The 24,428-nt window shown below is 63.3% G+C and carries 37 protein-coding genes and 2 tRNA genes; 19 read left to right on the top strand and 20 right to left on the bottom strand.

The features are described 5' to 3' along the window. Position 1: 1 nt before the first annotated feature. From AC5P5R_RS11310 to AC5P5R_RS11300, 3 genes are all read right to left on the bottom strand, one after another. Entirely contained in the window at positions 2 to 466 is a 465-nt protein-coding gene (locus AC5P5R_RS11310) for a GNAT family N-acetyltransferase (RefSeq protein ID WP_099497631.1), read from the bottom strand. Between the two features lie 173 nt (positions 467 to 639). Further along, positions 640 to 1,122, bottom strand: coding sequence for a hypothetical protein (locus AC5P5R_RS11305; protein WP_005409399.1), 483 nt, complete (start codon positions 1,120 to 1,122; stop codon positions 640 to 642). A 253-nt stretch (positions 1,123 to 1,375) separates the two neighbouring features. Further along, positions 1,376 to 1,451: transfer RNA gene (locus AC5P5R_RS11300), tRNA-Arg, on the bottom strand. Between the two features lie 232 nt (positions 1,452 to 1,683). Between AC5P5R_RS11300 and AC5P5R_RS11295 the strand changes: the two genes are divergently transcribed. After that, entirely contained in the window at positions 1,684 to 2,139 is a 456-nt protein-coding gene (locus AC5P5R_RS11295; protein WP_005409398.1) for a hypothetical protein, read from the top strand. Between the two features lie 317 nt (positions 2,140 to 2,456). Here the strand turns inward: AC5P5R_RS11295 and AC5P5R_RS11290 are convergent, their stop codons facing one another. The 3 genes from AC5P5R_RS11290 to AC5P5R_RS11280 form a co-directional block, all read right to left on the bottom strand. Beyond that, positions 2,457 to 2,648 (bottom strand): hypothetical protein, encoded by a 192-nt coding sequence (locus tag AC5P5R_RS11290; protein WP_005409397.1) that lies wholly within the window; start codon positions 2,646 to 2,648, stop codon positions 2,457 to 2,459. 397 nt (positions 2,649 to 3,045) lie between these two features. Then, the gene (locus tag AC5P5R_RS11285) at positions 3,046 to 3,303 is read right to left on the bottom strand and encodes a hypothetical protein (RefSeq protein WP_005409395.1); all 258 of its coding nucleotides are present in this window, start codon (positions 3,301 to 3,303) and stop codon (positions 3,046 to 3,048) included. Beyond that, positions 3,300 to 3,662 carry a hypothetical protein gene (locus AC5P5R_RS11280; RefSeq protein ID WP_005409394.1) on the bottom strand — a complete coding sequence of 121 codons (363 nt, stop codon included), beginning with the start codon at positions 3,660 to 3,662 and terminating at the stop codon, positions 3,300 to 3,302. The genes AC5P5R_RS11285 and AC5P5R_RS11280 overlap by 4 nt, the downstream gene beginning before the upstream one ends. Positions 3,663 to 3,896: 234 nt before the next feature. On the opposite strand from AC5P5R_RS11280, the gene AC5P5R_RS11275 reads away from it, so the two are divergent. Both AC5P5R_RS11275 and AC5P5R_RS11270 read left to right on the top strand, forming a co-directional pair. After that, positions 3,897 to 5,249: an aspartyl protease family protein gene (locus AC5P5R_RS11275; RefSeq protein WP_005409393.1), complete on the top strand. Its 1,353-nt coding sequence runs from the start codon at positions 3,897 to 3,899 to the stop codon at positions 5,247 to 5,249. Between the two features lie 295 nt (positions 5,250 to 5,544). Then, positions 5,545 to 6,069 carry a DUF1993 domain-containing protein gene (locus tag AC5P5R_RS11270; protein WP_005409392.1) on the top strand — a complete coding sequence of 175 codons (525 nt, stop codon included), beginning with the start codon at positions 5,545 to 5,547 and terminating at the stop codon, positions 6,067 to 6,069. A 777-nt stretch (positions 6,070 to 6,846) separates the two neighbouring features. On the opposite strand, the gene AC5P5R_RS11265 is transcribed toward AC5P5R_RS11270, so the two are convergent. The 10 genes from AC5P5R_RS11265 to AC5P5R_RS11220 all read right to left on the bottom strand — a co-directional run bounded on the left by AC5P5R_RS11265 (position 6,847) and on the right by AC5P5R_RS11220 (position 12,143). Continuing rightward, positions 6,847 to 7,002 (bottom strand): hypothetical protein, encoded by a 156-nt coding sequence (locus AC5P5R_RS11265; RefSeq protein WP_158230117.1) that lies wholly within the window; start codon positions 7,000 to 7,002, stop codon positions 6,847 to 6,849. Between the two features lie 226 nt (positions 7,003 to 7,228). Continuing rightward, the gene (locus AC5P5R_RS11260; protein ID WP_099497670.1) at positions 7,229 to 7,516 is read right to left on the bottom strand and encodes a hypothetical protein; all 288 of its coding nucleotides are present in this window, start codon (positions 7,514 to 7,516) and stop codon (positions 7,229 to 7,231) included. A 38-nt stretch (positions 7,517 to 7,554) separates the two neighbouring features. Further along, positions 7,555 to 9,171, bottom strand: coding sequence for a phage tail tip fiber protein (locus tag AC5P5R_RS11255; RefSeq protein WP_224119413.1), 1,617 nt, complete (start codon positions 9,169 to 9,171; stop codon positions 7,555 to 7,557). Positions 9,172 to 9,265: 94 nt separating this feature from the next. Next, a complete protein-coding gene (locus tag AC5P5R_RS11250; protein WP_005409388.1) occupies positions 9,266 to 9,598 on the bottom strand; it encodes a hypothetical protein in 333 nt (110 codons plus the stop codon). Between the two features lie 67 nt (positions 9,599 to 9,665). Further along, positions 9,666 to 10,136: a hypothetical protein gene (locus tag AC5P5R_RS11245; protein WP_164281660.1), complete on the bottom strand. Its 471-nt coding sequence runs from the start codon at positions 10,134 to 10,136 to the stop codon at positions 9,666 to 9,668. A gap of 95 nt (positions 10,137 to 10,231) precedes the next feature. Then, a complete protein-coding gene (locus tag AC5P5R_RS11240) occupies positions 10,232 to 10,579 on the bottom strand; it encodes a hypothetical protein (protein WP_005409386.1) in 348 nt (115 codons plus the stop codon). Between the two features lie 60 nt (positions 10,580 to 10,639). Next, on the bottom strand, positions 10,640 to 10,852 hold the full coding sequence (locus AC5P5R_RS11235; RefSeq protein ID WP_032965820.1) for a hypothetical protein: 213 nt from the start codon (positions 10,850 to 10,852) through the stop codon (positions 10,640 to 10,642). A 53-nt stretch (positions 10,853 to 10,905) separates the two neighbouring features. After that, positions 10,906 to 11,271, bottom strand: a complete 366-nt coding sequence (locus tag AC5P5R_RS11230) for a hypothetical protein (RefSeq protein WP_005409384.1) — start codon at positions 11,269 to 11,271, stop codon at positions 10,906 to 10,908. A 42-nt stretch (positions 11,272 to 11,313) separates the two neighbouring features. Next, positions 11,314 to 11,721 (bottom strand): phage tail terminator-like protein, encoded by a 408-nt coding sequence (locus AC5P5R_RS11225; protein ID WP_099497630.1) that lies wholly within the window; start codon positions 11,719 to 11,721, stop codon positions 11,314 to 11,316. Next, positions 11,718 to 12,143, bottom strand: a complete 426-nt coding sequence (locus AC5P5R_RS11220) for a hypothetical protein (protein ID WP_049449892.1) — start codon at positions 12,141 to 12,143, stop codon at positions 11,718 to 11,720. Before AC5P5R_RS11220 ends, AC5P5R_RS11225 begins: the two co-directional genes overlap by 4 nt. Here AC5P5R_RS11220 and AC5P5R_RS11215 point away from each other — a divergent pair. From AC5P5R_RS11215 to AC5P5R_RS11200, 4 genes are read left to right on the top strand one after another with little or no spacing between them, the layout of a single operon-like run. Further along, on the top strand, positions 12,136 to 12,636 hold the full coding sequence (locus AC5P5R_RS11215) for a hypothetical protein (protein ID WP_145983838.1): 501 nt from the start codon (positions 12,136 to 12,138) through the stop codon (positions 12,634 to 12,636). The two genes, AC5P5R_RS11220 and AC5P5R_RS11215, sit on opposite strands and share 8 nt — an antisense overlap. After that, complete coding sequence (locus AC5P5R_RS11210; protein WP_005409379.1) at positions 12,636 to 12,926, top strand: hypothetical protein; 291 nt, start codon at positions 12,636 to 12,638, stop codon at positions 12,924 to 12,926. Before AC5P5R_RS11215 ends, AC5P5R_RS11210 begins: the two co-directional genes overlap by 1 nt. Further along, positions 12,923 to 13,144: a hypothetical protein gene (locus tag AC5P5R_RS11205; protein WP_005409378.1), complete on the top strand. Its 222-nt coding sequence runs from the start codon at positions 12,923 to 12,925 to the stop codon at positions 13,142 to 13,144. Before AC5P5R_RS11210 ends, AC5P5R_RS11205 begins: the two co-directional genes overlap by 4 nt. After that, on the top strand, positions 13,141 to 13,398 hold the full coding sequence (locus AC5P5R_RS11200) for a hypothetical protein (protein ID WP_005409377.1): 258 nt from the start codon (positions 13,141 to 13,143) through the stop codon (positions 13,396 to 13,398). Before AC5P5R_RS11205 ends, AC5P5R_RS11200 begins: the two co-directional genes overlap by 4 nt. Positions 13,399 to 13,439: 41 nt before the next feature. Here AC5P5R_RS11200 and AC5P5R_RS11195 read toward each other — a convergent pair whose 3' ends face one another. Next, entirely contained in the window at positions 13,440 to 14,114 is a 675-nt protein-coding gene (locus AC5P5R_RS11195) for a hypothetical protein (protein WP_005409376.1), read from the bottom strand. Between the two features lie 32 nt (positions 14,115 to 14,146). Here AC5P5R_RS11195 and AC5P5R_RS11190 point away from each other — a divergent pair, with 32 nt between their 5' ends. After that, positions 14,147 to 14,413 (top strand): hypothetical protein, encoded by a 267-nt coding sequence (locus AC5P5R_RS11190; RefSeq protein ID WP_005409375.1) that lies wholly within the window; start codon positions 14,147 to 14,149, stop codon positions 14,411 to 14,413. Here AC5P5R_RS11190 and AC5P5R_RS11185 read toward each other — a convergent pair. Beyond that, the gene (locus tag AC5P5R_RS11185) at positions 14,389 to 15,009 is read right to left on the bottom strand and encodes a hypothetical protein (RefSeq protein ID WP_133050649.1); all 621 of its coding nucleotides are present in this window, start codon (positions 15,007 to 15,009) and stop codon (positions 14,389 to 14,391) included. The two genes, AC5P5R_RS11190 and AC5P5R_RS11185, sit on opposite strands and share 25 nt — an antisense overlap. Positions 15,010 to 15,073: 64 nt before the next feature. Between AC5P5R_RS11185 and AC5P5R_RS11180 the strand changes: the two genes are divergently transcribed. The 4 genes from AC5P5R_RS11180 (at position 15,074) to AC5P5R_RS11165 (ending at position 17,160) form a co-directional block, all read left to right on the top strand. Further along, the gene (locus AC5P5R_RS11180) at positions 15,074 to 15,376 is read left to right on the top strand and encodes a hypothetical protein (protein WP_049449894.1); all 303 of its coding nucleotides are present in this window, start codon (positions 15,074 to 15,076) and stop codon (positions 15,374 to 15,376) included. A 9-nt stretch (positions 15,377 to 15,385) separates the two neighbouring features. Then, positions 15,386 to 15,613, top strand: a complete 228-nt coding sequence (locus AC5P5R_RS11175; RefSeq protein ID WP_005409372.1) for a hypothetical protein — start codon at positions 15,386 to 15,388, stop codon at positions 15,611 to 15,613. After that, positions 15,610 to 15,921, top strand: coding sequence for a hypothetical protein (locus AC5P5R_RS11170; RefSeq protein WP_005409371.1), 312 nt, complete (start codon positions 15,610 to 15,612; stop codon positions 15,919 to 15,921). The genes AC5P5R_RS11175 and AC5P5R_RS11170 overlap by 4 nt, the downstream gene beginning before the upstream one ends. A gap of 249 nt (positions 15,922 to 16,170) precedes the next feature. Continuing rightward, entirely contained in the window at positions 16,171 to 17,160 is a 990-nt protein-coding gene (locus AC5P5R_RS11165) for a tyrosine-type recombinase/integrase (protein ID WP_099497627.1), read from the top strand. 93 nt (positions 17,161 to 17,253) lie between these two features. On the opposite strand, the gene AC5P5R_RS11160 is transcribed toward AC5P5R_RS11165, so the two are convergent. Beyond that, positions 17,254 to 17,330: transfer RNA gene (locus AC5P5R_RS11160), tRNA-Arg, on the bottom strand. Between the two features lie 183 nt (positions 17,331 to 17,513). On the opposite strand from AC5P5R_RS11160, the gene amaB reads away from it, so the two are divergent. The 7 genes from amaB (at position 17,514) to AC5P5R_RS11125 (ending at position 24,218) form a co-directional block, all read left to right on the top strand. Beyond that, positions 17,514 to 19,046 (top strand): L-piperidine-6-carboxylate dehydrogenase, encoded by a 1,533-nt coding sequence (gene amaB, locus AC5P5R_RS11155; RefSeq protein ID WP_012480007.1) that lies wholly within the window; start codon positions 17,514 to 17,516, stop codon positions 19,044 to 19,046. Next, positions 19,046 to 19,885, top strand: a complete 840-nt coding sequence (locus tag AC5P5R_RS11150; RefSeq protein ID WP_012480006.1) for an SDR family NAD(P)-dependent oxidoreductase — start codon at positions 19,046 to 19,048, stop codon at positions 19,883 to 19,885. The genes amaB and AC5P5R_RS11150 overlap by 1 nt, the downstream gene beginning before the upstream one ends. 219 nt (positions 19,886 to 20,104) lie before the next feature. Beyond that, positions 20,105 to 20,389, top strand: coding sequence for a DUF4190 domain-containing protein (locus AC5P5R_RS11145; RefSeq protein ID WP_005413144.1), 285 nt, complete (start codon positions 20,105 to 20,107; stop codon positions 20,387 to 20,389). Positions 20,390 to 20,393: 4 nt separating this feature from the next. Further along, on the top strand, positions 20,394 to 21,164 hold the full coding sequence (locus tag AC5P5R_RS11140) for a class I SAM-dependent methyltransferase (RefSeq protein ID WP_005413143.1): 771 nt from the start codon (positions 20,394 to 20,396) through the stop codon (positions 21,162 to 21,164). Positions 21,165 to 21,172: 8 nt separating this feature from the next. Continuing rightward, on the top strand, positions 21,173 to 22,228 hold the full coding sequence (locus AC5P5R_RS11135; RefSeq protein ID WP_005409365.1) for a quinone-dependent dihydroorotate dehydrogenase: 1,056 nt from the start codon (positions 21,173 to 21,175) through the stop codon (positions 22,226 to 22,228). Between the two features lie 8 nt (positions 22,229 to 22,236). Further along, complete coding sequence (murB, locus tag AC5P5R_RS11130; RefSeq protein ID WP_100438495.1) at positions 22,237 to 23,298, top strand: UDP-N-acetylmuramate dehydrogenase; 1,062 nt, start codon at positions 22,237 to 22,239, stop codon at positions 23,296 to 23,298. A gap of 32 nt (positions 23,299 to 23,330) precedes the next feature. Further along, positions 23,331 to 24,218, top strand: a complete 888-nt coding sequence (locus tag AC5P5R_RS11125) for a DMT family transporter (protein WP_032966688.1) — start codon at positions 23,331 to 23,333, stop codon at positions 24,216 to 24,218. An 83-nt stretch (positions 24,219 to 24,301) separates the two neighbouring features. Here AC5P5R_RS11125 and AC5P5R_RS11120 read toward each other — a convergent pair. After that, positions 24,302 to 24,428: integrase core domain-containing protein (locus AC5P5R_RS11120; RefSeq protein ID WP_146257439.1), on the bottom strand; the 127-nt coding region annotated here is incomplete at its 5' end.

Genomic DNA, 24,428 nt, shown 5'->3' with positions numbered 1-24,428 from the left:
CTCAGCCGTCGCTGCGCTGCATGAAGAACAGTTCCGGCGTCGAGGCATCTTCCACCGGCTGGAAGCCGAAATCGCGGTAGAGCGCGACCGCCGCGACGTTGTCACGATAGACACGCAGGCTCAGGCGCTGCACATCCGGCGACCGCAGGGCCTCGGCACACAACAACTGCATCAGCACCCGGCCCAGGCCGCGCCCACGCGCCTGCGGCGAGACAATGATGCGGCCCAGGTGGGCAGTGCCGGGCGCGGTCAACCAGTACTGGCCGAACCCCATGCACGCACCCTCCCCGTCCAACAGCACCCAACCCGGGCGCTCGGCCAGTTCAAGAGCCTGTGCGAATGCCTCAGGCAGCAGAGGAAACGCAACGCCCGGGCCAGCCCAGCGTTGCGTCGCTGCAACCGAATCGAGCCAGCCAGCGATACGCGGATAATGCCGAGGTTGAACCGGTTGCAACTGTGCGGGCATATGGAAGCCTGTGTGGTCCCGTCAACCTGCCGCGGCCGCTGCCTGGGTTGGAGGCTGATGATCAGGCGCTTGCAGCGGACGTGCTTGCGCGAACTGGGCTGCGGTAACAGTGCGTAAGACGGATGTCCCCTGCAGGAAGCCGCCGCACTCGACGGCGGCGACCTGTCGGCGCTTTACCGGCAGACGTACTCGCGTGCCGACTCGATGGTGTCCACGTCGAGCTCTTCGTATTGGATCTCGACGGTTTCCATGCTGGACGCGGTGACCACCGCGCGCGCGCCAAGATTGCAGGCGGCAGGCAGCCCGCCAGCGTACGCTTGGCCATTGATCGCATACGCCAGGCCGTAGCAGGCCGAGCCGAGCTGGAACGGATTGTGGTTGCAGGCCATGAGCTGACTGTTGGCAAGGTCACTGGAAGCCGTGTAGTTGGACGTCCAGCCACTGCCGGCATCGCTGCCGCAGCTACCCGGGTACCCCTGGATCTGCGCACCGCTGGAGTCGCAGGTGTGGTAGGCGAAACTGCCGAAGAAACTGGTCTTTACGTACGCGGTGCGGCCGCTGTCTACCCATTGTGCCGCAGCAGCGCTCTGGGCAAAGGCGGACAGGCCGAGCAGGCACACGGCAGCAGCGGTGAGAGGTTTCAATCCCTTCAACATGACTATCGTCCTCGGTATTGGCGTAGTGCACGCCTCATGCGTGCCAACCGAGTCTACCCCGCAGGTATACGGGCAAATATGACAGGCTCGACAGTCTGGGCCCTTCTGCGCACCCGATGCCTGAAGGGGAAGACGGCTTCGTGGCGAGCGCCGCCTGTTGACTGGCCATTGTGACCACTGCGACCAAAGCACTGGAAGGTGCCGTGGAACAAGGAGCGCCACTCGATCACCAATCGTCGCAAGTGACTGATTCTGGTGACCCCGGCCCGATTCGAACGGGCGAACTTCCCCTTAGGAGGGGGGCGATCTACCTATACGTACCAACGGTCAAAGGGCAATTTGTGCCAAAGCTGTGCCAAACGGGGCGGGCCTGACGGCTGCAGCCACTCCAAACAGTAGCTTGGGATGCTCCAGCACTACCCCTTTAAATACAGCAACTTAACCATGCAAATCGCTCCGCAAATTGCAATTTCCATGGGCATAAAATGCCTATAGAATTGGGGGTACGCCAAGGATTGCGGAGCGACAAGCGCTCAGATTCTGGCGTCATCAGGGGGATGAATGATCGACGAATTGAGGGGCCACTGGCCCGTTATCGAGCAGCATCCATGGGACTTCCTGTGGGTTTTCGTTATCGGGTTGTCGGCTGGATGGGCAGCGTCCGCACTGTGGCGAAAGCTAACATCAGAGAAACAACCCGCCCCTCGGCAGCCAGGCGCAGTTGCCAAGCTTTTGAAGCGCGCAACTGAGCGTAAGTTCAAGCCGAATGGGATTCAACGCAACTGCGTTCAGGGCTTGCGATTCCATGACCACAGGCACCTGACGGTCGAGCAGCTAAGCCAGGTCATGCAGAACAAGTACCCCGTTTCAGACGTCCAGCAGGCCTTAGAGCAACTGGACGAACAGGGGTGGGTGCATTGGCAGATCAGCGAAGAGACCTTTAGACCCGCCTACACCCTCCAGGGCAAGGGACTTGATTACGCGAGAGAGATGAATTTCCAAGTGCGGGCCCCATAGGCTCACATCCCTCACACCTTTGGGTAATGATCCCAGCGCGGACTCCGTCGCCCCTTTCTCGGATCCGTCGCCCTGGGATTGGCCTCCGCCTGCGGGCGGACCGGCTGGAGTGCCGCCATCACTCGGGCGGACGCAGCCGCTGCCGCCTCGTCCAATCGCTGGGCCTGCTGCTGTTGCTCGCGGGTCGAAGGTAATGCCCGTAGCGGTTCCGTCGGCATGATGGGCCTGCTATCGGTCAGCCGGGCAACGGCCTGGCGCAGAGGCAGGTCGGGATACAGCCTGGCGGCACACCAGCGCTCGGCGTAGCGCTTTGCCTGTCAGACGTTGGCGGCGCGCACTTTCTTCACCTGCCACATTTTCTGGCCTTCCATCCATAGCCGGACCCCAGAACCGCCATCCGGCGTGACGCTGGCCGTCTCGCGGCCGTTGTACCAGAGCGCCCAGCGCTCACCGGTCTGGACCCAGCCAGAGGGGATCGGGGTGGTGCGGAAGCCGTGGGAAGAGCGCATGGCCGGGAGGATACGGCCGGCCGTCGCAAAGCCTGCGACGGGGACAGGATCCGGTCAGGGACCAGTCCGGGTGATGACCACTTCTACCTCGCCACCGCAGGGGCATGACGCGGACTTAATGACGTCCTCGCCGTACGATGGTTCGGTCCGCAGGGAGAAGACTTTGGAGTCCGGGCCACTCCAGCTCCCCCCGGAGTAACCAGAACCCTTTTGATGCGCCGATGGGGTGTCGACGGTTCCGCAGGCCTTGCAGGTCAATCGATAGTGAGTCGAGTCGATGATGCCCATACGCCCTCCGGTTTTTGAACCAGAGCATATTCCTGCCGCTTCCGTCACGCCACTGGCGCTACTGTCTGGCCATGTGCAGCCGATTCGTCCAGCTACCTAGCCTCAAGCGTCAGATCGGTCCTAGGTCCTTCACCACAGCTTGGCCCTGCTGCAAGAAGCCGATCAGCAGACGGCCGCCGGCCACTTGCCGACCAATCTGCTCATTGAGGTAGTGGGCCTGCAGCCGCCCTGCTGTCATCAGATCGTCCTGCAGCATGCTGGGCGCGATGCCCTTGAGTGGGTCACCTGGTGACGCGAACTGGCCACCGATCGGCTGGACCGTGGTCGCGCGCCGACTGTCGCTCTTGGTATAGGCAGTGGCCATCATCCTGCCACTTCCCGACGACCAACCGCCCAGGATGATCTCGGTCCCCCCAGCTGTTCGATTGGCAGGTCAGCCTCCGCCGCGGCCTTCTCGTAGTTCAGCCATAGCTGGTCCATTACAGATCCCATCTCGGCGGACAGCTTCTCAATGGAGAAATCCGCACGGAAGCTGGCCTGCAGGACCAGCTCGTAGGTCTTCAGGAAAAACTGGGCCGCACCTCTCGCCGCCAGCAGCACGTTGTGCTGCGGTATCAGGAGCATCTTGGCACCAGCAGAGTGGGCGCCGGTAAGCGCATCCTCCGCAAGCGTATCTACTGCAATGACAAGCTGGTCACGGCTGATCAGAACATTGAGGATGCTCATGGGGCGCGTCCATTGGCAAGCCGAGACTATGGCTGGAGCACTGCCCAGTGTCCACTGGATCTGAACCGGCGCGGCGCTGCGTAGCTGCTGCACCAGCGGAACGGCCCGCCCGGACCATGTCCCTGCTGATCCACGAGGCAACCCATATACCGTCGTTCAGGGGTCGAGCGGCGGCGATGGAAGTCGTGATGGCCGCCATGCTAGGTTCCAACCGGGTAGAAGGGAGCAACCTCAATGAATCGACGCTGGTGGGGCGTGAGTGCATTATTCGTTACGGCAGTGGCTTCAGCTGCGACAGCCGACACACCCGAGGGTGAACTGAGCGATCCCTACGGCTATACCCGCAGCGTACGCCGTGCTGAACTGGGCGCGCTGCAGGCGATGGGCAAGACGCAGGGCGCTAAGGGGCTGCTTGGCCAGACAGGCTTCTACCGTGTCCGCGGCGAAATCGACCGCTCCAGCAAGGCCGCCGAGCAATGTCTTCAGGCGGTGGCCAACGAGCCCCGCGAACAGGTAAAAGGCATCGAGTACCTATGTGCAGCCTCCTTGGCAGGCAACTTGCTCATCCGGGGCGATATTGCCGGATGGGCGACGCAGATGATCCAAGTTCGAACGCTGCTGGACCGCGATATCCGCCCAATGCTCAAACAGCAAGCGGGCGACATCCACCTAGCGGGCATCAGCGAGCCGCATTTCGAGCGCTTCACAGCTTGGCCACGCACTGCCTTGGCGGCACAAACACCTCCAAGCGATATCCATGTTCCCATCCAATTGCAAAACGAACTGCCGACACTCAGCCTGAAGATGCGCACTAAGGCCGGTGAGCGCGAGCTGCGCGTACACGTGGACAGTGGCGCAGCGCATTCGCGCATCGGGCGCACGCTGGCAGCCGAACTCGGGCTGGAACTCACCGAAGGTTTCATGGTTGCCGATGGAAAGGCTGGGGCGGTGTATGCGCTGGCGTCGCCGGTGACTCTGGACATCGGAAGTGTTCTGGTGCGCGATATCTCCTTTGCAGTGCTGGGCAAGGACGATCTACCGCGCATCGGCCTGGACGTGTTGCGCGCGCTTGGACGGGTGCGTATCAACCAAAACGCCCTTGTGATCCAGGCCGCTGCCAGCCCGGTGCCATGCGCGCGACGGATGGCGACACTATCCTCGCTGTGGGGCGATGCGTATGACGTCCGCTATCCGATCCGTGCCGGCAAGCAGAATGTGCTGGTCAAGGTGGATACCGGATTCAACGGTGGCTTCCAGGCGCGCGGAACGCTGCCCGCCCGCCCACCGGCAGCTGCTATACGGCGCAAGAACGTGATCACCACCGAAGGCAGCGAAGATATCCAGTACGTGGAAGCAACCACGCCGGTGATGATTGGCGACGAAGTTCTGAATCTCCCGATGGACATAGGCCTTTCACCTGGGCCTAGGCCGTTGTTCAATCCCGAGTGGCGCTTGGGTTTTGCTTCAACCCAGCGTTACAGCCTGTACATGGATGTTGCTGGCACCTACGGTTGCCCAGTTGCCGTTCCCGAAGCACCGCCGCTGTTGCCACCGAAGCCAGTTACCGCGCCGCCCACCGGCGACTGATCGGCGCTGGACGAAATCGTCAATTTGCCAAAATCGCAGGGTCGAGCCTGGCTCGACTCTTTGTCGGCGAGCCGCTCCTCACGCGCCCCGGTTGAGCGGCCTGCGGCCCCAAGCGCCGCGCCGAACCAAAAACGCTAGACCCATACAGGGATGTCTGGCCACCCCTCAAGTCAGCCAAAAATGTATGTTCTATGCCCGTTCTGTCCAGTGAACCCGATGCATCCGAGCCAAGAAGATCGTCGAATTGCTAAGGTCCAGCGATTCCGCCTAGGTTTCCAGCGAACAAGGTAGCCCGATGTCCATTCATCAACTGAACGTTTGTGGCTCAGCACAGATGCTCCGCGCCCTCCGAGGTCAACTGGAAAAGGCCGAGGCCCACGCCAAGACCCTCGGATATGATCCGGGCAACTTGCTGTTAGCGCGATTGGCGCCAGATATGCACTCCCTTGCCAAGCAGATTCAGTTCGTATGCACCCAAGCCCGTGAAGTGATCAGCCGTCTCGGTGGCAAGCCCCTGCCGACACTCCAGCCGCCGAGCGACATGGACGAAGCACGTGCGCTCATAGACCAAACGCTGGAGTACTTGACCACCAGCGAAGCGGAAGAGATCGATGCCGGCGCCTCGCGTCATGTCGTGATCGAACTGACTGGTGGCCTTGCATTCGAAATGAAGGGCGATGAGTACGCAACGAACTGGGCAACACCTCAGTTCTACTTCCACCTGATAACCGCGTACTGCATCCTACGCCATAACGGCATCCCTCTGGGGAAGGCAGACTATGTGCCCCACATGTTCGCGTGGATACGAAAGGACGGCTAGCTAGCCGCCGGTGATGGAGGCCTCCCGCGTCAGTCGCACTGTCAACACGTCGCCGCGGAAAACGGCGAGAATCTGCGATTGCCCGTACCTTGAACTGCCCAGCCATGGCTGGGCAGCAGGGGATCACATGAAGACGTAACCCAAAGGACCGTCAAGGATAGCGCCAGGCGCCCCGTCGCAATCCGCGCGAAGGGTATCAAAATGCCGCGACTTCCCCTCCCAGAGATGGCGGCAGCGGTACAGGGGAACAGTACCTGGCAACTGGGCTTGCGAGATGTAGCCCCGTAGATGCGAGTATGGGAGCATCGGCTGCCCCTCACAGTTCACGTCGGTGCTACTGAAGGTGTCCCAGGGAGTATGCGAGACACATTCGCGGATCGGCAAGCTGTTCTCAAAGGGAGTCAAGGAGATGAATCCCAAAGTTCCCTCAATGTGCCACCCATCCCGCAAGTAGAGACCGTAGTCCCAGTTCACGCTCACGTGTGAGCCAAGGTTAGGTCTGTAGATGCGGACGACCTCGCTCAAGGTAACGCCAGGCGGCACAGCCAGCGTCGGGTTCATCTGAACTGCTGCGTTTGCCACACCAGACAGATCGGACTGGCTGGCAGGAGCGGACGCTGCGCTACCGGCTGCCAGAAGCAACGAAATTCCCAAAAGACATGCTTTCACGGACATCTCCATTTCTTTAATCGCGAGCCTCTTGCTCGCCGGACCATCCTAGCGGGGCTTGCAAGTCCGCGACATGACCTAGTTCCCACAGCCAAAAACGTCACTGTGTCAGCCGAACCCCAGCGGCACCTCTGTCAGGTCCACGATGAAGATCGTGGCCCTCTGAGGGCCCATAGTCACGCCGCCGACCGGGAAGGTGTTGGTGATGAGATTTTGCGAGAACGTCTCATGCTTTGACATGAAAATTCTATTGTCGCTGGTCATGTGGAATGCATCGGCGTAGCCAGTACACCGGTCCTGGGATACCGATGCGTAATAGAACCTGGGAGACGGGATGGCGATGCCAATCTTGGTGCCAGGGAAGAACTGGCCGACCTCAACGACTGGATCTGCCCGGTCCCTTGGTTCCGCACACGAAGTCCGACGGCCATCAGCTGTAGATCCCGTAGTGAAGGGTGATGCCGCCCACGGTGTTGGTGATCGACTGGCTCTAGAACATCTCCATCCTGACGTGATAGTTCACCACGTCAGGACCCCAGGACCAGTTGATGCTGTTGCCTGTCACGGTAACGGAGGGGACCAGCATTCCGTACACCGATCGCTGCCCCTCGCAGGTGAAGTAGTAGAAGGGCTCGCCGCCGGAGAAATCATTGACGACGAGCCCGCCATTCGCCTCAGGCGGCGCCACCCATTTGTTGTTGGAGTTCACCGGGTTGTAGAGCGGGAATCTGTACGACCCGATCATCTTGGACAGCTTGGTGGTGACCGTGGTCTCCACGTAGCCATCAGCTCGTCGTATGCGGAGCCCGACTAGGGTCACAGCAAGACCCCCACTTCAACAGCTGGAACTCCGTTCGGGTGATAGACGTAGACGCCTTGATTGACTACGCGCAACTTGTAGCCATCTGGCGTGTTCCCGTTCAGTTCGAAACCACCGTCCTTGCTGATTCGCCAACCGGTTTGCCCTGGAACATAGTTGTCTGACTGGATGACGCCACCAATCATTGCGTTGGTGATCGCCGCATCCGCGATGTTGGCCGTGTTGATCCACGCCGTTCCGATCAGCGCCTGGTTGATGAAGGTCTGGCCGCCCTGGATCACGAACGGTGAGGTCAGCTGCCCGTTGACCAGGTTGACGAACGCAAAGCGATCGGCGGTGAACAGCACCTGGCTCTGGTAGCTGCCGTCCGGCTGGTTCTCGATGCCGATGCCCATGCCGGCCGCGTAGTACTGCCCGTTGGCGGCGATCTGCAGCTTCAGGCTGTACGAGGCGCTGATCTGCCCGTCCAAGTCGACCAGAGCCTGCGAGGTGGCCTGCACCATCGCCCGGGTTTCGCCCACCGCCGCCTCGGTGGTATCCACGTGCCGGCTCAGCGCATAGTCGCCACTGGCAATGACCGTCAGCGTGGTGACCGTGCCTGCAAACGAGTCCTCATCACCTGCGTTCCAGTCCTCATCGCCCGCATGCTCGGCGCTGTACTGCGCGACCAAGCCGTCCACACGGTTCCCCACCGCGGTGACCTTGCCGTCGATCTCCGTAACGTCCAGCTCCAGCTGGTCGATTCGCCCAACCAACGCACCGGCCTCGGCCACAGCATCGCCCACACTCTTCCACTTCGTGCCCGGCGGTTCCTCATTGCCGGGGGGGGCGTCGGTCCACAACCAGATCTTGCCGTTGCGCACCACCGTCTGGCCCGCCTCATACGTGGCATCTGCGTCCCAGATCAACGGGACGATGCTGCTGATGCTCTCGATTTCCGACAGCAGTTCCTGCCTCAGCGCGCTCTTGTTGATGAGGCCGGAGAAATACGCGTCGTACTCGGCCACGTCGGTGCTCGACTCGCCCACCACGCCTGCACCGGCCGGATACCACGGCCCAATGTTGCCGCTGCGATCCACCAGCCGGCCCCAGAAGTAGAACTTCGCGCCGGCGGCCAAGCCATCGAGCCGGTGCCGGTTCTGGGGATAGGCGAAATCGCCCAGCTTCGTCGCGCTTTCCAGACTCGGTCCCGGGCTGCGCCAGATCTCGGTGCGTTCGGTGTCGGTTGCCCCGGGCGGGAACGCCCAGGCCAACTGGATACCGAACACCATCGACGCGGCCGTCAGCGACGTCACCCAAGGCAGTTCCTTCAGCAGCTGCTGCAGCGTCTGCGGGTTGAACTCGGGCTTGCTACCGTGGAAGGTCAGCTCACCCTGCCACTCCCAGCCACCCACCGAGGCAGCCAGCATGCCGATGCGGCTGGCTTCGAGCTGCTCAGCACTCACCTTGCCGCGGTGGCTGATGCGGTCGTTGATCGACTTGCGGGCTGCGGCCTTCACCTGCAGATGGCTGTCGGGCAGCAGAACCAGCACCAGGCCCACCGGCTCCTGGGTTGCCGGGTGGAGGAGTTCCAGACGGCGCTCGGCCGCCACGATGTTGGACAGTTCGGTCATGGTCGGGTCTCCGAAAAAGAAAGAGCCCGCACATGGCGGGCTCCTTATTGGGTAAGTCAGGGAATATCAGCTAACTTATGAACAGCGCATCGTTCTAGATCGATTTCCAGTCAATTCCCGCAATTCGCTTCAAACGCGCCACAGAGTCAGGCTTGATCTGCAGGTCGGTTAAGTCGCCAATAGTCACACTTCGAACGAACGCCATCGCTTCGCCAAGTGACGCAAGTTCTTGGCTTTCCCAGGTACAGGTGACCCAAACCCACGTCTCCTTCTTTGACTGGCGCTTGTGCGTGTACTGGACCTCAATCGGCTTCACTCCCGACACGCGACCTAGGCAGACCATGAGTCGCCGTTGATTGTCGTAATCCGGATCCACGCTGGATACGGTCAGTTCAAGAGCGTGGTTGCCCTTGCGATCAAGCCTCATGAGCGACTCCTTTCAGATTGGCCGTCAATTCTGTGGTTCATTCGTAGGAACATGCAATCTCGCAGGGTTAAGGGCCGCCCGGTGCGGCCACCGTGATCGGCGCCTGATTCAGCGCCAGGGTGAAGGTGTTGAGGATGAAATCCTCATTGCGGCCACCGGGCACGTTGGGACCGGTCACCAGACCCCGCAGACACTCGATGGAGCCGTCGGCGCGTTCCACCTTGAACGCATAGGCGTCCGGGACGTTGGGGGCGCCCGCGGCGCGCAGGGCCACCTGCCCCGGGTCGGTCAGATCCTCGGCCACCTTCACCTGCGGGTCGCCGGCGTTGGTGATGCCCTTGCCCTTCAGGGCAACCAACGTGTCCAGCGTGTCGTACTGCACGATGTTGGTGTTGATGCCGCGCTCGCCGATGCTGCCGACCTTCTTCACCTGGACGAAGGTCAGGGCCGCGAACTCGGTTTCGGTCAGGTCGGCATTCTTGGGGGTGACGCAGATGAAGAGCTTGGAACCTGCGTTGGTCTTTGCTTCAGCGGCCATAGCCGTATCTCCTCGCGATGGGCGTAAAAAAACCCGCCACGGGGCGGGGTCGTTGAAAAGAAAAAGCCCGCTGGGCAGCGGGCTTCTTGTGGCAATCAAATTTCGCCGTAGTAGCTGATCTTGTAGGCCAGCGGGTTGTAAGGGTTAGACGGCCAAGCCAGCGCAACCGACGTTCCAACCCCCAGATCGCCACTGACACTGACAATCACATGCTCTCGCTTGTCGCTGCCATCTGCTGGCAAGATCCGAAGCGATGATTCTTTGGACCCGGCGCCGAGCTGTATTGGAACCAGCCTCCCTTGACCATCGATCATCGTTCCTTGCGCCCCAATCCATTTGGAAAGAGCCCCAGGGAGGCTGTCGGCGTTAAGGATGAACCCATAGGTCGGGCCACAATCATTATCATTGCTGGACGCAGGAGCGAAACTGAGTTGGTACGGCATGGACGTCTCCTATTTTTTAAAGTCAAGTAGACATGGGGACGCCCAGATCTAACGCAAGCGTTACTTTTTCGGTGACAGTTTTGCAGACACCAGTTGCATGGCCTGCGGCCGGGTGAATCCCGCCTCCACGTAAGCCAAGTACTCGGCCCGGACGAATCTCGCCTGCTCAGCGCAGAACTCGTCCAGCAGCTGCCGGTTCCGCTTCATGCGGGTGATGGCATCGCGCATGGCCTGCAGCTCACCCTCGTTCGGGATCTCGTTGCTGCTGACCAAATGGAGATTGGGTGGCGTAGGTCGCATGTGCTCCAATTGAACTGATCGAACCGTCAAATTCTAAGATCGGAGCCTTGCGAGAGAGCGGTGAGCAGCCCATGCAAGTGAAGCACAGCCTTCCTAGCTTCCTTCTCTGCCTGATCGTGGTTGCGCTGGGCTTCGGCCAATTTCAACTTAGCCTCGTCTTCCGCACGCTTGAAAGCCCGCTTCCTCTTCGACGCATCTATTGCAATCTTCAGAGCATCCAGAGCAGCCAGCACACGTCCTTTCGCGCCTGCGTCCAGTTCGCCTTTCTGGAGTAACCCAATGTCGTGTCGAACTGTGTCAAGACATTGAGAGAGATACGCGGAATCGTCCTCGGAGACGTCGTCCAAATTGATACCAGACAGCTCGCTTTTGAGCGCAGCAATATCGTCCATTATTCGCTTCCCATGACTGTCATGGACGATGTTAGCAGGGTTTCAATCAGTGACGCCCCGCCAAGGTATGGTCACCGGATGCATCACCCGCTCCGGATCCTGAATGATGCTGGACGTCCAGGGCTTCCTCTCCACCCGCATGCCGGCGAAGGTCGTGCCCTTGGCGAAGGCAGCGATGATCTGGTCCGTCATCGCGGTACCGACCATGATCCCCTGCCCGGGCCGGTAGCAGGCCGACAGCTGGCCGAACCCCTGCATCAGGAACGGGCCATCGTCCTCGATGCCGTAGTTCTCGGTCCGATTCGGGAACCACTGCAGCTCCAGCCAGCGGGCACCTTTGCCGGTGGGCGGCGTGAATCCCTGCCCCGGGTAGGAGCAGGCCAGGCCCTGCGCCGCAGCGAACTGCCCCGCCAGCGTGGCGAATGCGTCATAGATCGCGGTATCGCTCATCCCATCCGTCCTTTCACGTCGGCGGTGACCTCGGCCACGATGAAATCCCAGCGCTGTGCCGCCGCGCGCGCGAAGCCCTTACCGGTCTGGGCATAAGTTCTGCCCAGGCTGTCCTCGCCCTGAAAGCCGTGCTCCATGCGCATGGCGTACTTCGCTGTCCAGCCAGCCCACACGGTCTGCCCCAGCTCAATGGTGGCGAATACCACCTCCGGCGGCTGTGCCCCATCCGTAGGCATACCCTCGACCGAGGCCGCAACGGAGTTGCGCAGGGTGCCCGTGACGACCGGCATCTTCCCGCCCTGTCCCTCTGGCGTGCCGGCTTCCTCCATCAGCTTCGTGGCCGACTCGCGGAAGATCACGCCCTGCATGGCCTTGGCCTTCTCCGTGAAAGCGCGGACCTGGCTCCCGAACTTATTGGCCACGCTTCACCTCCGCCGCCATGTCAACCCGGTATTGCTTCATGCAGCGGCAGCCGATGGTTTCCTCCGGACCGGCACCGAGCGACGTGTCGCCGGGGAACCGCATCAACGCACCGCTGGGGGTTTGGAACGGCTCTCCGAACCGGCGTACCTGACCATTCATCGCCTGGTGGCTGTGGCGTCCTCCACCACGCCGCTGATCAGGCGCGAGGAATTCGACTGCAGCCAGCTCTCCACGCCACGGTTGCGCATGTCGAACCCGAACCGAAGCAGCGGCGTGTCGTTGGCTGGGTTGTACCGCCCGCGCACCTGCTGCCGCAGCGATAGGGTCGCCCCGCTCTCGATCAGCGCCGACGGTCTGGCCCTGCTGGGGTTCAAGCCGATCAACGCCACCGGCGCGGCGAAGCTGTACGACCAGGCGCAGTTCCCGGACATGTGCCGGGCCATGATCCACGGCCTGCAGGATGCGGCCGACCAGTACCCGCTGGCAGCGTGATGGAGTTCTGGCGCACCAGCGAACTGCGGGCCCTGCGCCAGATGGAGGGCCGCGACGCGATGACCGTTGCGGCCGCCCTCGGGCGCTCGCCCCGCGCGGTCCAGGACATGGCCCGCTGCCAGGGGATGCCGGTACCACGCCAGCCTCACGCCCTGTACTGGCCGGCCACCACTAAGCGCCGCGCCCGGCAGCTCCGGGCCAGCGGCAACACCGTCAACCAGATCAGCGCCGCGCTGCGCGTCGCGTTTGGGACCGTGCGTCGCTGGGTCTACGAAGGAGCAGCAGCATGACCAGCATCCACGTGAAGCCCGTCTTCAGTGGCGCGACCGATCGCGAAAAGGACCAGGCCCGGCAGAAGCTGGCCGGCGACATGGCGCGCTTCGAGGCCGGCGGCGGTAAGGTCCAGATCCTGGGCAACAGCGGCATCGACAAGAGCACGATCGGCCGCCGCCAGGTGGTTGAGGGTGGACACTATCGCCGCGGTGGCAAAAAGGCAGCACAGGCATGAGCCGCCACATCGAACGCCGCGCGCCCAAGGAGACGCTGGGCTTCGCCTGGGGCCGGTTCCCAACCTTCGGCGGCAGCGCAATCACGTGGCGCCTGTACCGCCGCGACCACCGCCGTGCACTGCATATGCACGTGCTGACCTTCTTCGCCCATGACGATCGAGTTGTGATCGCCGGCCACCTGCGGCGCGCGCGCCGCTACCTGCGCGACAAGGTTGACGAAATCGACCTGCAGGCGATGGGGGTACACGCGTGACCTATCAGGTGACCAATCCGTCTTCAATCAACTTACGGCTCCTACTCGGTTCGGCCCTCAAGTTCGAAGGATATGAACTGCAAAGCGACGTTCGTGGCAAGCCCCCGTATCCAATCAAGGTGATTCTTGAGGATCAGGAAGTCCGTAGTCTCTCCTCCATACGCCCACGGCGAATCCGGGCCAACGGCATGCAGTCGAGCTCGCATGTTCCTAACTCGCTCTTCCAATGTCTGGTCAGCGCCAATCAACGTCGCAAGATCAGCACCCAAAGCATCTGGGAGGTTGTGAATTCGATCCTCTACCGCACGGCCGCCGGGCAAGAGTGGCATCGACGCTTCATCCAGCATACCAACCAGCTTGTCGCCATTCTCAATATGTGGCAGCCCAACGAAGCTCACGGCGGAGTCGAGCTGTCTGAGAAGACCTCCGACACGCAGCGCCAGATGGGTCACTTCATGGCGCAGCCTCTTGCCGAGAATACGAGCCTGGGCGTCTCGCAGATCAGCTGCCTCTTGGTGCTGCTGCTGAGCAATGTCCTTCGCCTTCTCAGCAATGTCCTTCGCCTTCTCGGCAATGTCCGTAGCTCGATCCGACGTTTTGTATGCGAGCACTGCCACCACTGTAGTGGCAATCGCTGCTATCGCACCGACAAAAACCGCAGCCCAATCGGCCAAGTTTCCTACGTCGTCCGCCAACGGACAAAACTCAATCGCCATAGACCCTCCCTGATGTTGGAGGGCATTCTGCCATGACCCACCACCGCTGCGACCGCAGGCTACCGAAGCGCACCGAGGGCTTCGCTCGGGGCCGGTCCATCGACAAGGTGCTGGGCGGCCACGTCCTCACCTACCGCCTGTTCCGCCGCGACCTGGCCGGAAAGCTGCACATCGAGACGCGGACGTTCCAGCTCACCGACCACCGCCGGCACATCGCGCTGCAGCTGTTGAACTCCCGCCGCCAGTTGTTCGGCCGAGTGAAGAAGATCGACCATCAGGCGTGGGGAGTGTCGACATGAGCTTCAACTCGCTCATTCGAGACCATCAGCAGCTTCATGCGTGCACTCGCCGCAGCGAATGCTTTGGCAGCACCTTGCACGCTATTGCAAAGAACCTCGAACTGCTCCTCCTGTCCGTCTCGATCGTTAGCTTGTCGAAGCAAGCGCACGTTCTCAGCACACAGGTCAGTAAGGGCAAGCCCCATCGCCAGCTGCTCACAAATTTCCGTTGGAAGGAGATTGAGTCGCCCAATCTCTTTTTTCGACCTTACCAGACCTGGACCGGCAGCCAAACGCTCCAACTTGTCCAAGTTAACTTCGCTTTCTACTGCCCATTCGAGCGAATTCCCCGTGACAAGATGTTCGAGAAGATCTGCATAGGATATCGCTGCAGAAAGCACCTCTGCGTAAATGAGCGCGATCAAAACCGCCTGATCACGACGTCGGACCTCATCGTCACGCTCCTTCATCTGCCGAGCGAGTTCGTGCGATGCGCTCGCCGTTCGATTCGCAGCTTTCGTAACGAGCCAAACCGCGACAGCTCCAGCAGCAGCTACTCCGGCCGCAATCCAATCCGCAACGTTGCCCCAATCTGCTGCCAGCGGACAAATACCCATGGCCACACCTCCTTGATGTCGGAGCGAATTCTGCCACGCGGCTGCCATGCGCAGGAGAATGAGAATGGCTGACCAGCTGCTCACCGCTTGCGCTGGTGCTGGCGGAGGTGCGCTCATGGCTGAGGCAATCGACCACCGCGAGGTCGGCCGGCAGCTGGCCAGCATGTCCGGGGTCGAGCTCGACTCGATCGCCCCCCAGGACGCTCGTCTGTGGGAGGCCCGCGGCCACGCACTTCAGGCGCTCGCTGCCGGCGACATGGACGCCGCGCTGCGAACCATGGGCATGGTGTCCTCGCGGATCATGGACCGAGACGAAGCATGGGAGATCGCATCGAACGCGGTAGCCGTCCGCATTGCTGCCGGCTAGACGCGCGACATGCTGGACAGCAGCACCGAGGCCGGCCGCGCGCCGTGTGGTCGCGGCTACTACCTGCTCTGCTCCGGAGCCATCGCGGTCTGCTACTTCCCGATGGTTTTCATCACCGACATGAACGGCCGCGGCTACCACTTCCATGTCGCCCAGGACCTGCTCAACGAGCGAGATCCCAGCCCCTACGCCATTCGTCGTCCGACCGTGCCGCAGCAACTGGAGATGTTCCGATGATCGCCCAGGACACAACGCACGTGCCTGACCCCGATGAGGACGAGTACGACCGCCGGCGCCTGCCGGGTGCGTACTCCCAAACGCTCCACCACATCCGGGAGCTGCGCAAAGAGCGGGACGCATTGCTACTGCGTAGCCACGCCGGTGACCGATACAGGTCCGCCCAGCACTCACGGTTCATCAGGAACAGCGAGAACTATGCCGCGCGACTTCTGGTGCGAATGCAGCAACTCGGGATGGGTGGATCCGGAGCCGCCTCTATCGCGCCACTACCGGCACTGCCGGCCCAACTGGACCTGTTTGCATGAGCACCGCCACCGAGCAGCTGCGCGCTGCGCTGGCCACGAACTGAAGGAGGACCCGATGGGAGCTGCTGAAAAGCTAGACATCGTCGGAAAGGACTGGCTGACCGTGGACGAGGCCGCGCACTACTGCGGGGTTTCACGAAGCCAGTTCGATTCGAACATCGCCGACTACGGCATCGAACCACGAAATTTCATGGGCAAGAAGCTATACGAGAAGGCTGTCCTCTACTCTGCAATCTACGGCTCCAAGCAATGGTCAAGGTCACAATCTTCTGGCACGATGGCGCCGCGTACCTCAACTGGCGGGAAGGCGGCAAGCGAAGCCGTGTCGCCATTGGTCGCGTCAGCCCACGCGAGGCTGAGGGCGTACGAGCAGCGAAAGAAGCGGAACTGACCCATGGTGTGCGCATCCTCCCCCGGCTGCCCACTGTCAAGGATTTCTTGGAGGCGTACCTGGACTGGTACAAGGCGGAACACCCGACCACGCACGGGAAGGCAAAGAGCGAGGTCCGACTGTTCATTGCTCGCTTCGGCCATCGACCGATCGACACCCTGCGCCCGATGGAAATGGAGTCATACAAGACAGATCGCCTGACCAAGGACAAGGTGGCACCAGAGACCGTGGGCAAGGAAGTGCGTAGGCTGCAGGCCGCGTTCCGGCGTGGCGTGAAGTGGAAGGAACTGGACTTCAACCCGCTGGAGGAAACCCAGGCACCGCGCGGCGTCCGCAGCGTAGCGGTGCGGTTCTACGACCGGGCCGCGATGCGCAAGCTGTACCGTGCGAACCCCGGTCGGGCGCCTCTGTGGCTTTTCATTGCCCACACGGGTCTGCGCCGTGGTGAGCTGGTTGGACTGGGCAAGGATTCGGTGGCAGGGAGCAGACTCAGGGTCGAGAGCGAGCCAGACGAAGATGGCCAGGGGCGCACGAAGTCAGGCAAGTGGCGCGAGGTGCCGCTTAACCGGTATGCGCGCTGGGCGCTGCGCCGCCTACCCGATCCGCTGGTGGCCGTGCACAAAGACACCGTATCCGACTGGTTCGCGTCCAATGCCAAGCGGGCTGGGATCGGCGGCAGCCTCCACCGACTACGGCACACCTTCTGCGCCCACATGGTCATGGCCGGAGTGCCATTGCGACGGGTGCAGATTCTGGCCGGACACGCTGATTACGCCACGACCGAGAAGTTCTACGCTCACCTAACTCCTGAGGGCGACGATGGCGCCGTAGCGAAGCTCAAATACTGATCCGCGGCGTTGGGACCACTGGGACCAAATCCTGTGGATATGCAGGGAACAGTGGGAAATGCTCGCCACTGAGTCTTCCTAAGTTATTGATTCTGGTGACCCCGGCCCGATTCGAACGGGCGACCTTCCCCTTAGGAGGGGGACGCTCTATCCAGCTGAGCTACGGGGCCATGCAGCCGGGAAGTTTACAGGCAACACACCCTACCCTCCAAGCATTCGTGCTCCACACGGCGGCGCTGGCGCGTTGCACCATGGCCGGACAGGCCGCTCTGCTACCATCGGCGATTCAGTTCATCGCGCCCCCCACCTGCCCGCGATGGCACCAAACAACGTAACGAAACACAGGAGTCCGCATGTCTTCCGAGCTGCTCAAGTCCCTTGGCCTGGACGCGATCAACGCTGGCACGTACCTGGGCAACGGGGAGTGGTCGAGCGCGACCAGCGGTGAGCTGATCACCCCGGTCAACCCGACCACCGGCGAGCCGATCGCGCAGGTCCGCGCGACCACCGAGGCCGAGTACGAGACCGTCGTCGCCCGCGCCCAGGAAGCCTTCAAGATCTGGCGTACCACGCCAGCCCCGCGTCGCGGCGAAGCCGTGCGCCTGTGCGGCGAAGCACTGCGCAAGCACAAGGACGCCCTGGGTTCGCTGGTGGCGCTGGAAATGGGCAAGAGCAAGCCGGAAGGCGACGGCGAAGTGCAGGAGATGATCGACATCGCGGATTTCGCCGTGGGCCAGAGCCGCATGCTGTACGGCTACACCATGCATTCCGAGCGCCCCGGCCACCGCATGTACGAGCAGTACCACCCGCTGGGCCTGGTCGGCATCATCTCCGCCTTCAACTTCCCGGTCGCGGTGTGGAGCTGGAACTCGTTCCTGGCCGCCATCTGTGGCGACGTGTGCATCTGGAAGCCGTCCAACAAGACGCCGCTGACCGCCATCGCCTCGCTGAAGATCTGCAACGACGCCCTGCGCGAAGCCGGTTTCCCGGACATCTTCTTCCTGATCAACGATGCGGGCACCGCGCTGTCGGAAAAGATGGTCGATGACCGTCGCGTGCCGCTGATCAGCTTCACCGGCTCGACCCAGGTCGGCCGCACCGTCAACGAGAAGGTCGCGCGTCGCCTCGGCCGCTGCCTGCTGGAACTGGGTGGCAACAACGCCATCATCCTGGACGAAACCGCCGACCTGAAGCTGGCCGTGCCGGGCATCGTGTTCGGCGCCGTCGGCACCGCCGGCCAGCGCTGCACCACCACCCGCCGCCTGATCGTGCACCGCTCGATCTACGCCGACGTGCTGGCCACCCTGGTCAAGGCCTACAAGCAGGTCGAAGGCAAGATCGGCGACCCGACCGATGCGGCCAACCTGATGGGCCCACTGAACAGCGACGGCGCCGTGCAGCAGTTCCTCGATGCCATCGCCCAGGCCAAGGCTGCCGGCGGCACCATCGAAACCGGCGGCACCCGCATCGACCGCGCCGGCAACTTCGTGCTGCCGGCGATTGTCTCCGGCCTGAAGAACAGCGATGCCGTGGTCCAGCACGAGACCTTCGCGCCGATCCTGTACGTGATGCCGTACGACACCCTCGATGAAGCCATCGACATGCAGAATGGCGTGCCGCAGGGCCTGTCGTCCTCGATCTTCACCCAGAACCTGAAGACTGCCGAGAAGTTCCTGTCGGCCGCTGGCAGCGACTGCGGCATCGCCAACATCAACATCGGCACGTCCGGTGCGGAGATCGGCGGCGCCTTCGGTGGCGAGAAGGACACCGGCGGTGGCCGCGAGTCCGGTTCGGATGCGTGGAAGGTCTACATGCGCCGCCAGACCAACACCATCAACTATTCGGACTCGCTGCCGCTGGCCCAGGGCATCAAGTTCGATCTGTGATGGCAGACGTTTCTGCCATGGCTGCGGGTCAGAGCCCCTCCGGGGATCTGACCCCTGCCCAGGGCCGGATCCCCAATGGGGCTCCGACCCTCGACTTCACCGGTCGCCGCGTGCTGATCGCCGGCGGCAGCAAGGGCATCGGTCGTGAAATGGCGCTGGCATTTGCCGGCGCCGGTGCGCAGGTCTCGGTCTGCGCACGTGGCCAGGCCGGCCTGGATGCCCTGCGTGCCGATGCGCAGGCACAGGGCACCCCGCTGCATACCGTCTCCGCCGATCTGGCCGACGCCGGCCAGATCCAGGCCTGGCTGCAGGCCGCTGCCGATGCACTCGGCGGCATCGATGTACTGATCAACAACGCTACCGGCTACGGCATGGCCGACGACGAGGATGGCTGGGCCGCCAGCCTGCAGATCGACCTGATGGCGGCGGTACGGGCCTCGCGCCTGGCACTGCCGTGGCTGCGCGCATCCAGCGATGCCTGCATCCTCAACCTGTCCTCGATCGCCGCACAGCAGCCGCGCCCCGGTGGCGCGCCCTACGCCGCCGCAAAGGCCGCGCTGTCGCACTACACCACGTCGCAGGCATTGGCGCTGGCCAGGGACCGGATCCGGGTCAATGCGATCGCGCCGGGCTCGATCGAGTTCGATGACGGCCTGTGGGATCGCCGCCGCACCGAAGATCCGGCGCTGTACCACGGCACCCTGGCGAAGATCCCGTTCGGCCGCTTCGGCCATCCGCGCGAAATTGCCGACGCCGCCCTGTTCCTGTGCTCGCCGCTGGCGCGCTGGGTCACAGGCAGCGTGCTCAACGTGGATGGCGGCCAGGTGTTGATGGGCTGATACCGGCACTCCGGTCGCTGCCAACCTTGGTTGGCATGCCTTTCGCCGACCAAGGTCGACGCCTACCCTGCTGAAATGCCTTTCGTCGACCGAGGTCGACGCCTACCAGGGCTTGCACCTCGTTCGCCCACCAGGGTCCACGCCTGCCATCGCATCCGCCGGGCATGGGATTGCCCGGGCAGAGGCACTATCATGTGCACACTGCCAAGGAGGACCCCGATGAGCGTGGCACCCCGACAGACAAGCGCCCTGGCCGTGGTCAGCCTGGTCATGGGCATCGCCAGCTGGACCGTCCTGCCCTTCGTGGCCAGCATCGTGGCCATCATCACCGGCCACATGGCCCGCGCCGAGATCCGCCGCCGCCCGCACGAACTGGAAGGTGATGGCCTGGCCGTTACCGGCCTGGTGCTGGGCTGGGTGATGGTCGGCGCGGTACTTGCCGCCATCCTGGTCTTCATCCTGTTCTTCGGTGGCCTGGCGTGGCTGGCCGCGGTGTCGAACTGACGCCATGACCACCTCCGACAGCACTGAACGCTTCAGCAGCCGCGTCGCCGACTACGTCCGCTACCGGCCCGATTACCCGCCCGCGCTGCTGGAATGGCTGCACGGCCCGATGGATGTCAGTCACCAGGCCCGTGTCGCCGACATCGGTGCTGGCACCGGCATTTCCAGCCGTCAGTTTCTGGCCAGCGGTCATCCGCTGGTGGCGGTCGAGCCGAACGCCGCCATGCGCGCCGCCGCCGAAGAGTGGCTGGCGCCGCAGTATCCGGGCTTTTCCGCCGTCGATGGCCGCGCCGAGGCCACCGGCCTGGACGATGCCAGCATTGATCTGGTCAGCGTCGCGCAGGCGTTCCACTGGTTCGACACCGTGGCGGTGCGCGCCGAGTGGCAGCGCATCCTCTGCCCCGGTGGCCTGGCACTGATCTACTGGAATTCGCGCCTGCTCGATGCCAGTCCATTCCTGGTCGGCTATGAACAGCTGCTGCTGGACTACGGCACCGACTACACCGCCGTGGCCGAGCGCTACCAGGACGATGCCACCATGCAGGCCTGGTTCGGCCGCGGCCTGCGCGGCATGGTGGAGTTGCCGAACGTACAGCACCTGGACTTCGACGCCCTGCGCGGGCGCCTGCTGTCCTCCTCCTACGCACCCCAATCCGGTCATCCTCGCCACGCGCCGATGATCGACGCTCTGCAGGACCTGTTCGCCGCCCACGCGGTCGACGGCCAGGTCGCTTTTGAATATCGAACCCGAGCCTTCCTCGGCACGCTGGACTGAACCGACGCATGTATTCGCTTGCCCGCCCCTTCCTGTTCTCGCTCGACGCCGAGCGCGCCCACGGCCTCGGCCTGTCCGCACTGGACCTGGCCTACCGCACCGGCACCACGCCGCTGCTGGCCGCACGCATCGCGCCGATGCCCAGCACGGTGTTCGGGCTGACCTTCCCCAATCCGGTCGGCCTGGCCGCCGGCCTGGACAAGAATGGCGAGCACATCGATGCGCTGTTCGCGCTCGGCTTCGGCTTCGTCGAGATCGGCACCATCACCCCGCGCCCGCAGGCCGGCAACCCGCAGCCGCGCCTGTTCCGCCTGCCGGAACACAACGCGATCATCAACCGCATGGGCTTCAACAATGCGGGCGTGGACGCGCTGGTGCGCAATGTCGAGCGCGCGCGCAACCGCCGCGGCCTGCTCGGCATCAACATCGGCAAGAACAAGGACACCCCGAACGAACAGGCGGTGGACGATTACATCGCCTGCCTGGACAAGGTGTATCCGCTGGCGGACTACATCACCGTCAACATCTCCTCGCCCAACACCGCCGGCCTGCGTGAATTGCAGGAAGAGACCGCGCTGCGCCAGCTGGTCAGCCAGTTGCGTGACCGCCAGGAAGACCTCGCGGCGCGCCACGGCCGCCGCGTGCCGATGCTGGTCAAGGTGGCACCGGACCTGAGTGACCGCGACATCGATGCCGCCGCGCGCGTGCTGGGCGAACTGCAGGTGGACGGCGTGATCGCCACCAACACCACCATCGACCACAGCAAGGTGGCCGGCGATCCGCTGGCCAACGAGGCCGGCGGCCTGTCCGGTGCGCCGGTGCTGGAGCAGTCCACCCTGGTGCTGCGCCGCCTGCGCTCGCGCCTGCCCGAATCGGTACCGCTGGTGGGTGTCGGAGGCATCCTGTCCGGTGCCGATGCGGTGGCCAAGATGGCCGCGGGCGCGGCGCTGGTGCAGTGCTACAGCGGCTTGATCTTCCGTGGCCCGGCGTTGGTCTCTGAATGCGTGGAGGCGATCCGTCGCCGCCGCGAAGCGCCGAGCCGCGGCGCGGTGGCCCCACTGTGAGCGCGCCCATGGATACCGTCGACGGCAACGCCCCGCTGCGCTGGACGCTCACCCGCAATGCGCCACTGCAGGCGCTGAACACCTTCCACGTGCAGGCCAGCGCCGCGCAGCTGCTGGAACTGCACGATGCCGCACTGCTGCCGGAAGTGCTGGCATTGCCCGAAGTGGCCAGCGGTCCCCTGTTGGTACTGGGTGCCGGCAGCAACGTACTGATCGCCGAAGACCTGCCGGGCACCGTGCTGGTGTTCGGCAACCGTGACATCAGTTTCCTGGAACACCGCGCTGACCACGCAGTGATCCGCGCCGGGGCCGGCGTCGCCTGGCATGGCCTGGTGATGTGGTCGCTGCAGGAAGGCTTGTCCGGGCTGGAGAACCTGGCCCTGATTCCCGGCACCGCCGGTGCCGCGCCGATCCAGAACATCGGCGCCTACGGTGCGCAGGTCGGCGAGTTCATCCAGGCGGTCGAGGCCTGGGACTGCCAGGAACAAACCTGGGTACGGCTGGACAACGAGCAGTGTCGCTTCACCTACCGCGACAGCGTGTTCAAGCAGCAGATCGACCGCTACCTGATCACCGCCATCGAACTGAAGTTGCCGCTGCTGCACGACCTGCGCATGGACTATGCCGGCATCCGCGAGGAACTGCAGGCACAGGGCGTGGAGCTGCCGAGCGCAGTGGACGTGGCCAACGCGGTGATCGCGATCCGCCGCCGCAAGCTGCCCGACCCGGATGTGCTGGGCAACGCCGGCAGTTTCTTCAAGAACCCGGTGCTGCCGCTGGAACAGGTCGACGTGCTGCTGCAGCACTTCCCCGACCTGCCCGTGTTCCCGGCCGAGCAGGACGACAAGCGCAAGGTCTCGGCGGCATGGATGATCGAGTCCTGCGGCTGGAAGGGCTTCCGCGAAGGCGATGCCGGCGTGGCCCCCAGCCACGCGCTGGTACTGGTCAACCATGGCAATGCCAGCGGTGCTGAACTGCTGGCGCTGGCGCGACGCATCTCCGCTTCAGTGCTGGAGAAGTTCGGCGTGCCGATCGAACCGGAGCCCCGCCTGCTCGGCGCACAGTGGTGAACACCCCCGCCCTCTCCCCCAGCGCCACCCCGATGCGGGCGGCGCTGCTGATGCTCGGCAGCACGATGGCATTCGGCCTGATGGCCGTCGCCATCCGCTACGCCACCCGGTACGTACCAACCCAGGAAGTGGCGTTCTTTCGCAATGCCTTTGGCCTGCTCGCGTTGCTGCCGATGCTGCTGCGCCCCGGCCATGCACCACTGAAAACGCAGCAGCTGCCGCGTTATTTCGTGCGCAGTGCGATTGGCTTGGGTTCGATGCTGTGCGCGTTCTGGGCACTGGGCCATCTGCCACTGGCGCAGGCGGTTTCCCTCTCGTACTCCACGCCGTTGTTCGTCACCATCGCCGCCGTGCTGTGGCTGGGCGAGACCGTGCGTATACGGCGCTGGGCCGCGGTGGTGGTTGGATTCATCGGTGTGCTGGTGATCGTGCGCCCCGGTACCGCCGGCTTCACCGCGGGCAGCCTGGTAGCGGTGGCAGCCGCCGTGCTCAGCTCATTGGTGGCGATCCAGATCAAGCAGCTGACCCGTGTCGACAGCGCTGACACCGTGGTGCTCTACACCTACGTGTTCTGGGTGCCGCTGTCGCTGGTCCCGGCACTGTTCGTCTGGGTCTGGCCCTCCGGCATGGCGTGGCTGTGGCTGCTGGCCACCGGCGTGCTGGGCACCGTCGGTCAGCTGCTGTGGACGCGGGCGTTGCGCCTCGGTGAAGTCTCGGCGCTGACCCCGATCAGCTTCCTGCAGCTGCCGCTGGTAACGCTGCTCGGCTGGCTGCTGTTCAACGAAAGCGTGGATCGCTGGACGCTCATCGGTGCCGGCATCATCCTCGCCGCCAACGCCTACATCGCCCACCGCGAAGCGGTGTTGTCGCGCCGCGCCGCAAGCGCGGCGGCCTCGGCAGCGGCCAAGCCCGCCGAATGAAAACCATCTGCATGGACAAGCCATGGGGCCTGCACAGGCAAGCCCAGGGTCGTGCATGGACAGGCCATGGGTAGAGTCGACTGTTAGTTGTGTAAACCCACCACGTTGTTCAGCAGGACTCTGGAAATAGGTGGCTGGCCACCGATCCCCATGTGAGGGCGGTGCCAGTTGTAGTGGTGCAGCCATTGGGTCAGCACGGAATTGCGCTGG

The sequence above is a fragment of the Stenotrophomonas sp. YJH_SMC_19 genome (assembly GCF_059367915.1).
This window is presented reverse-complemented; position numbering and strand designations above follow the sequence as displayed.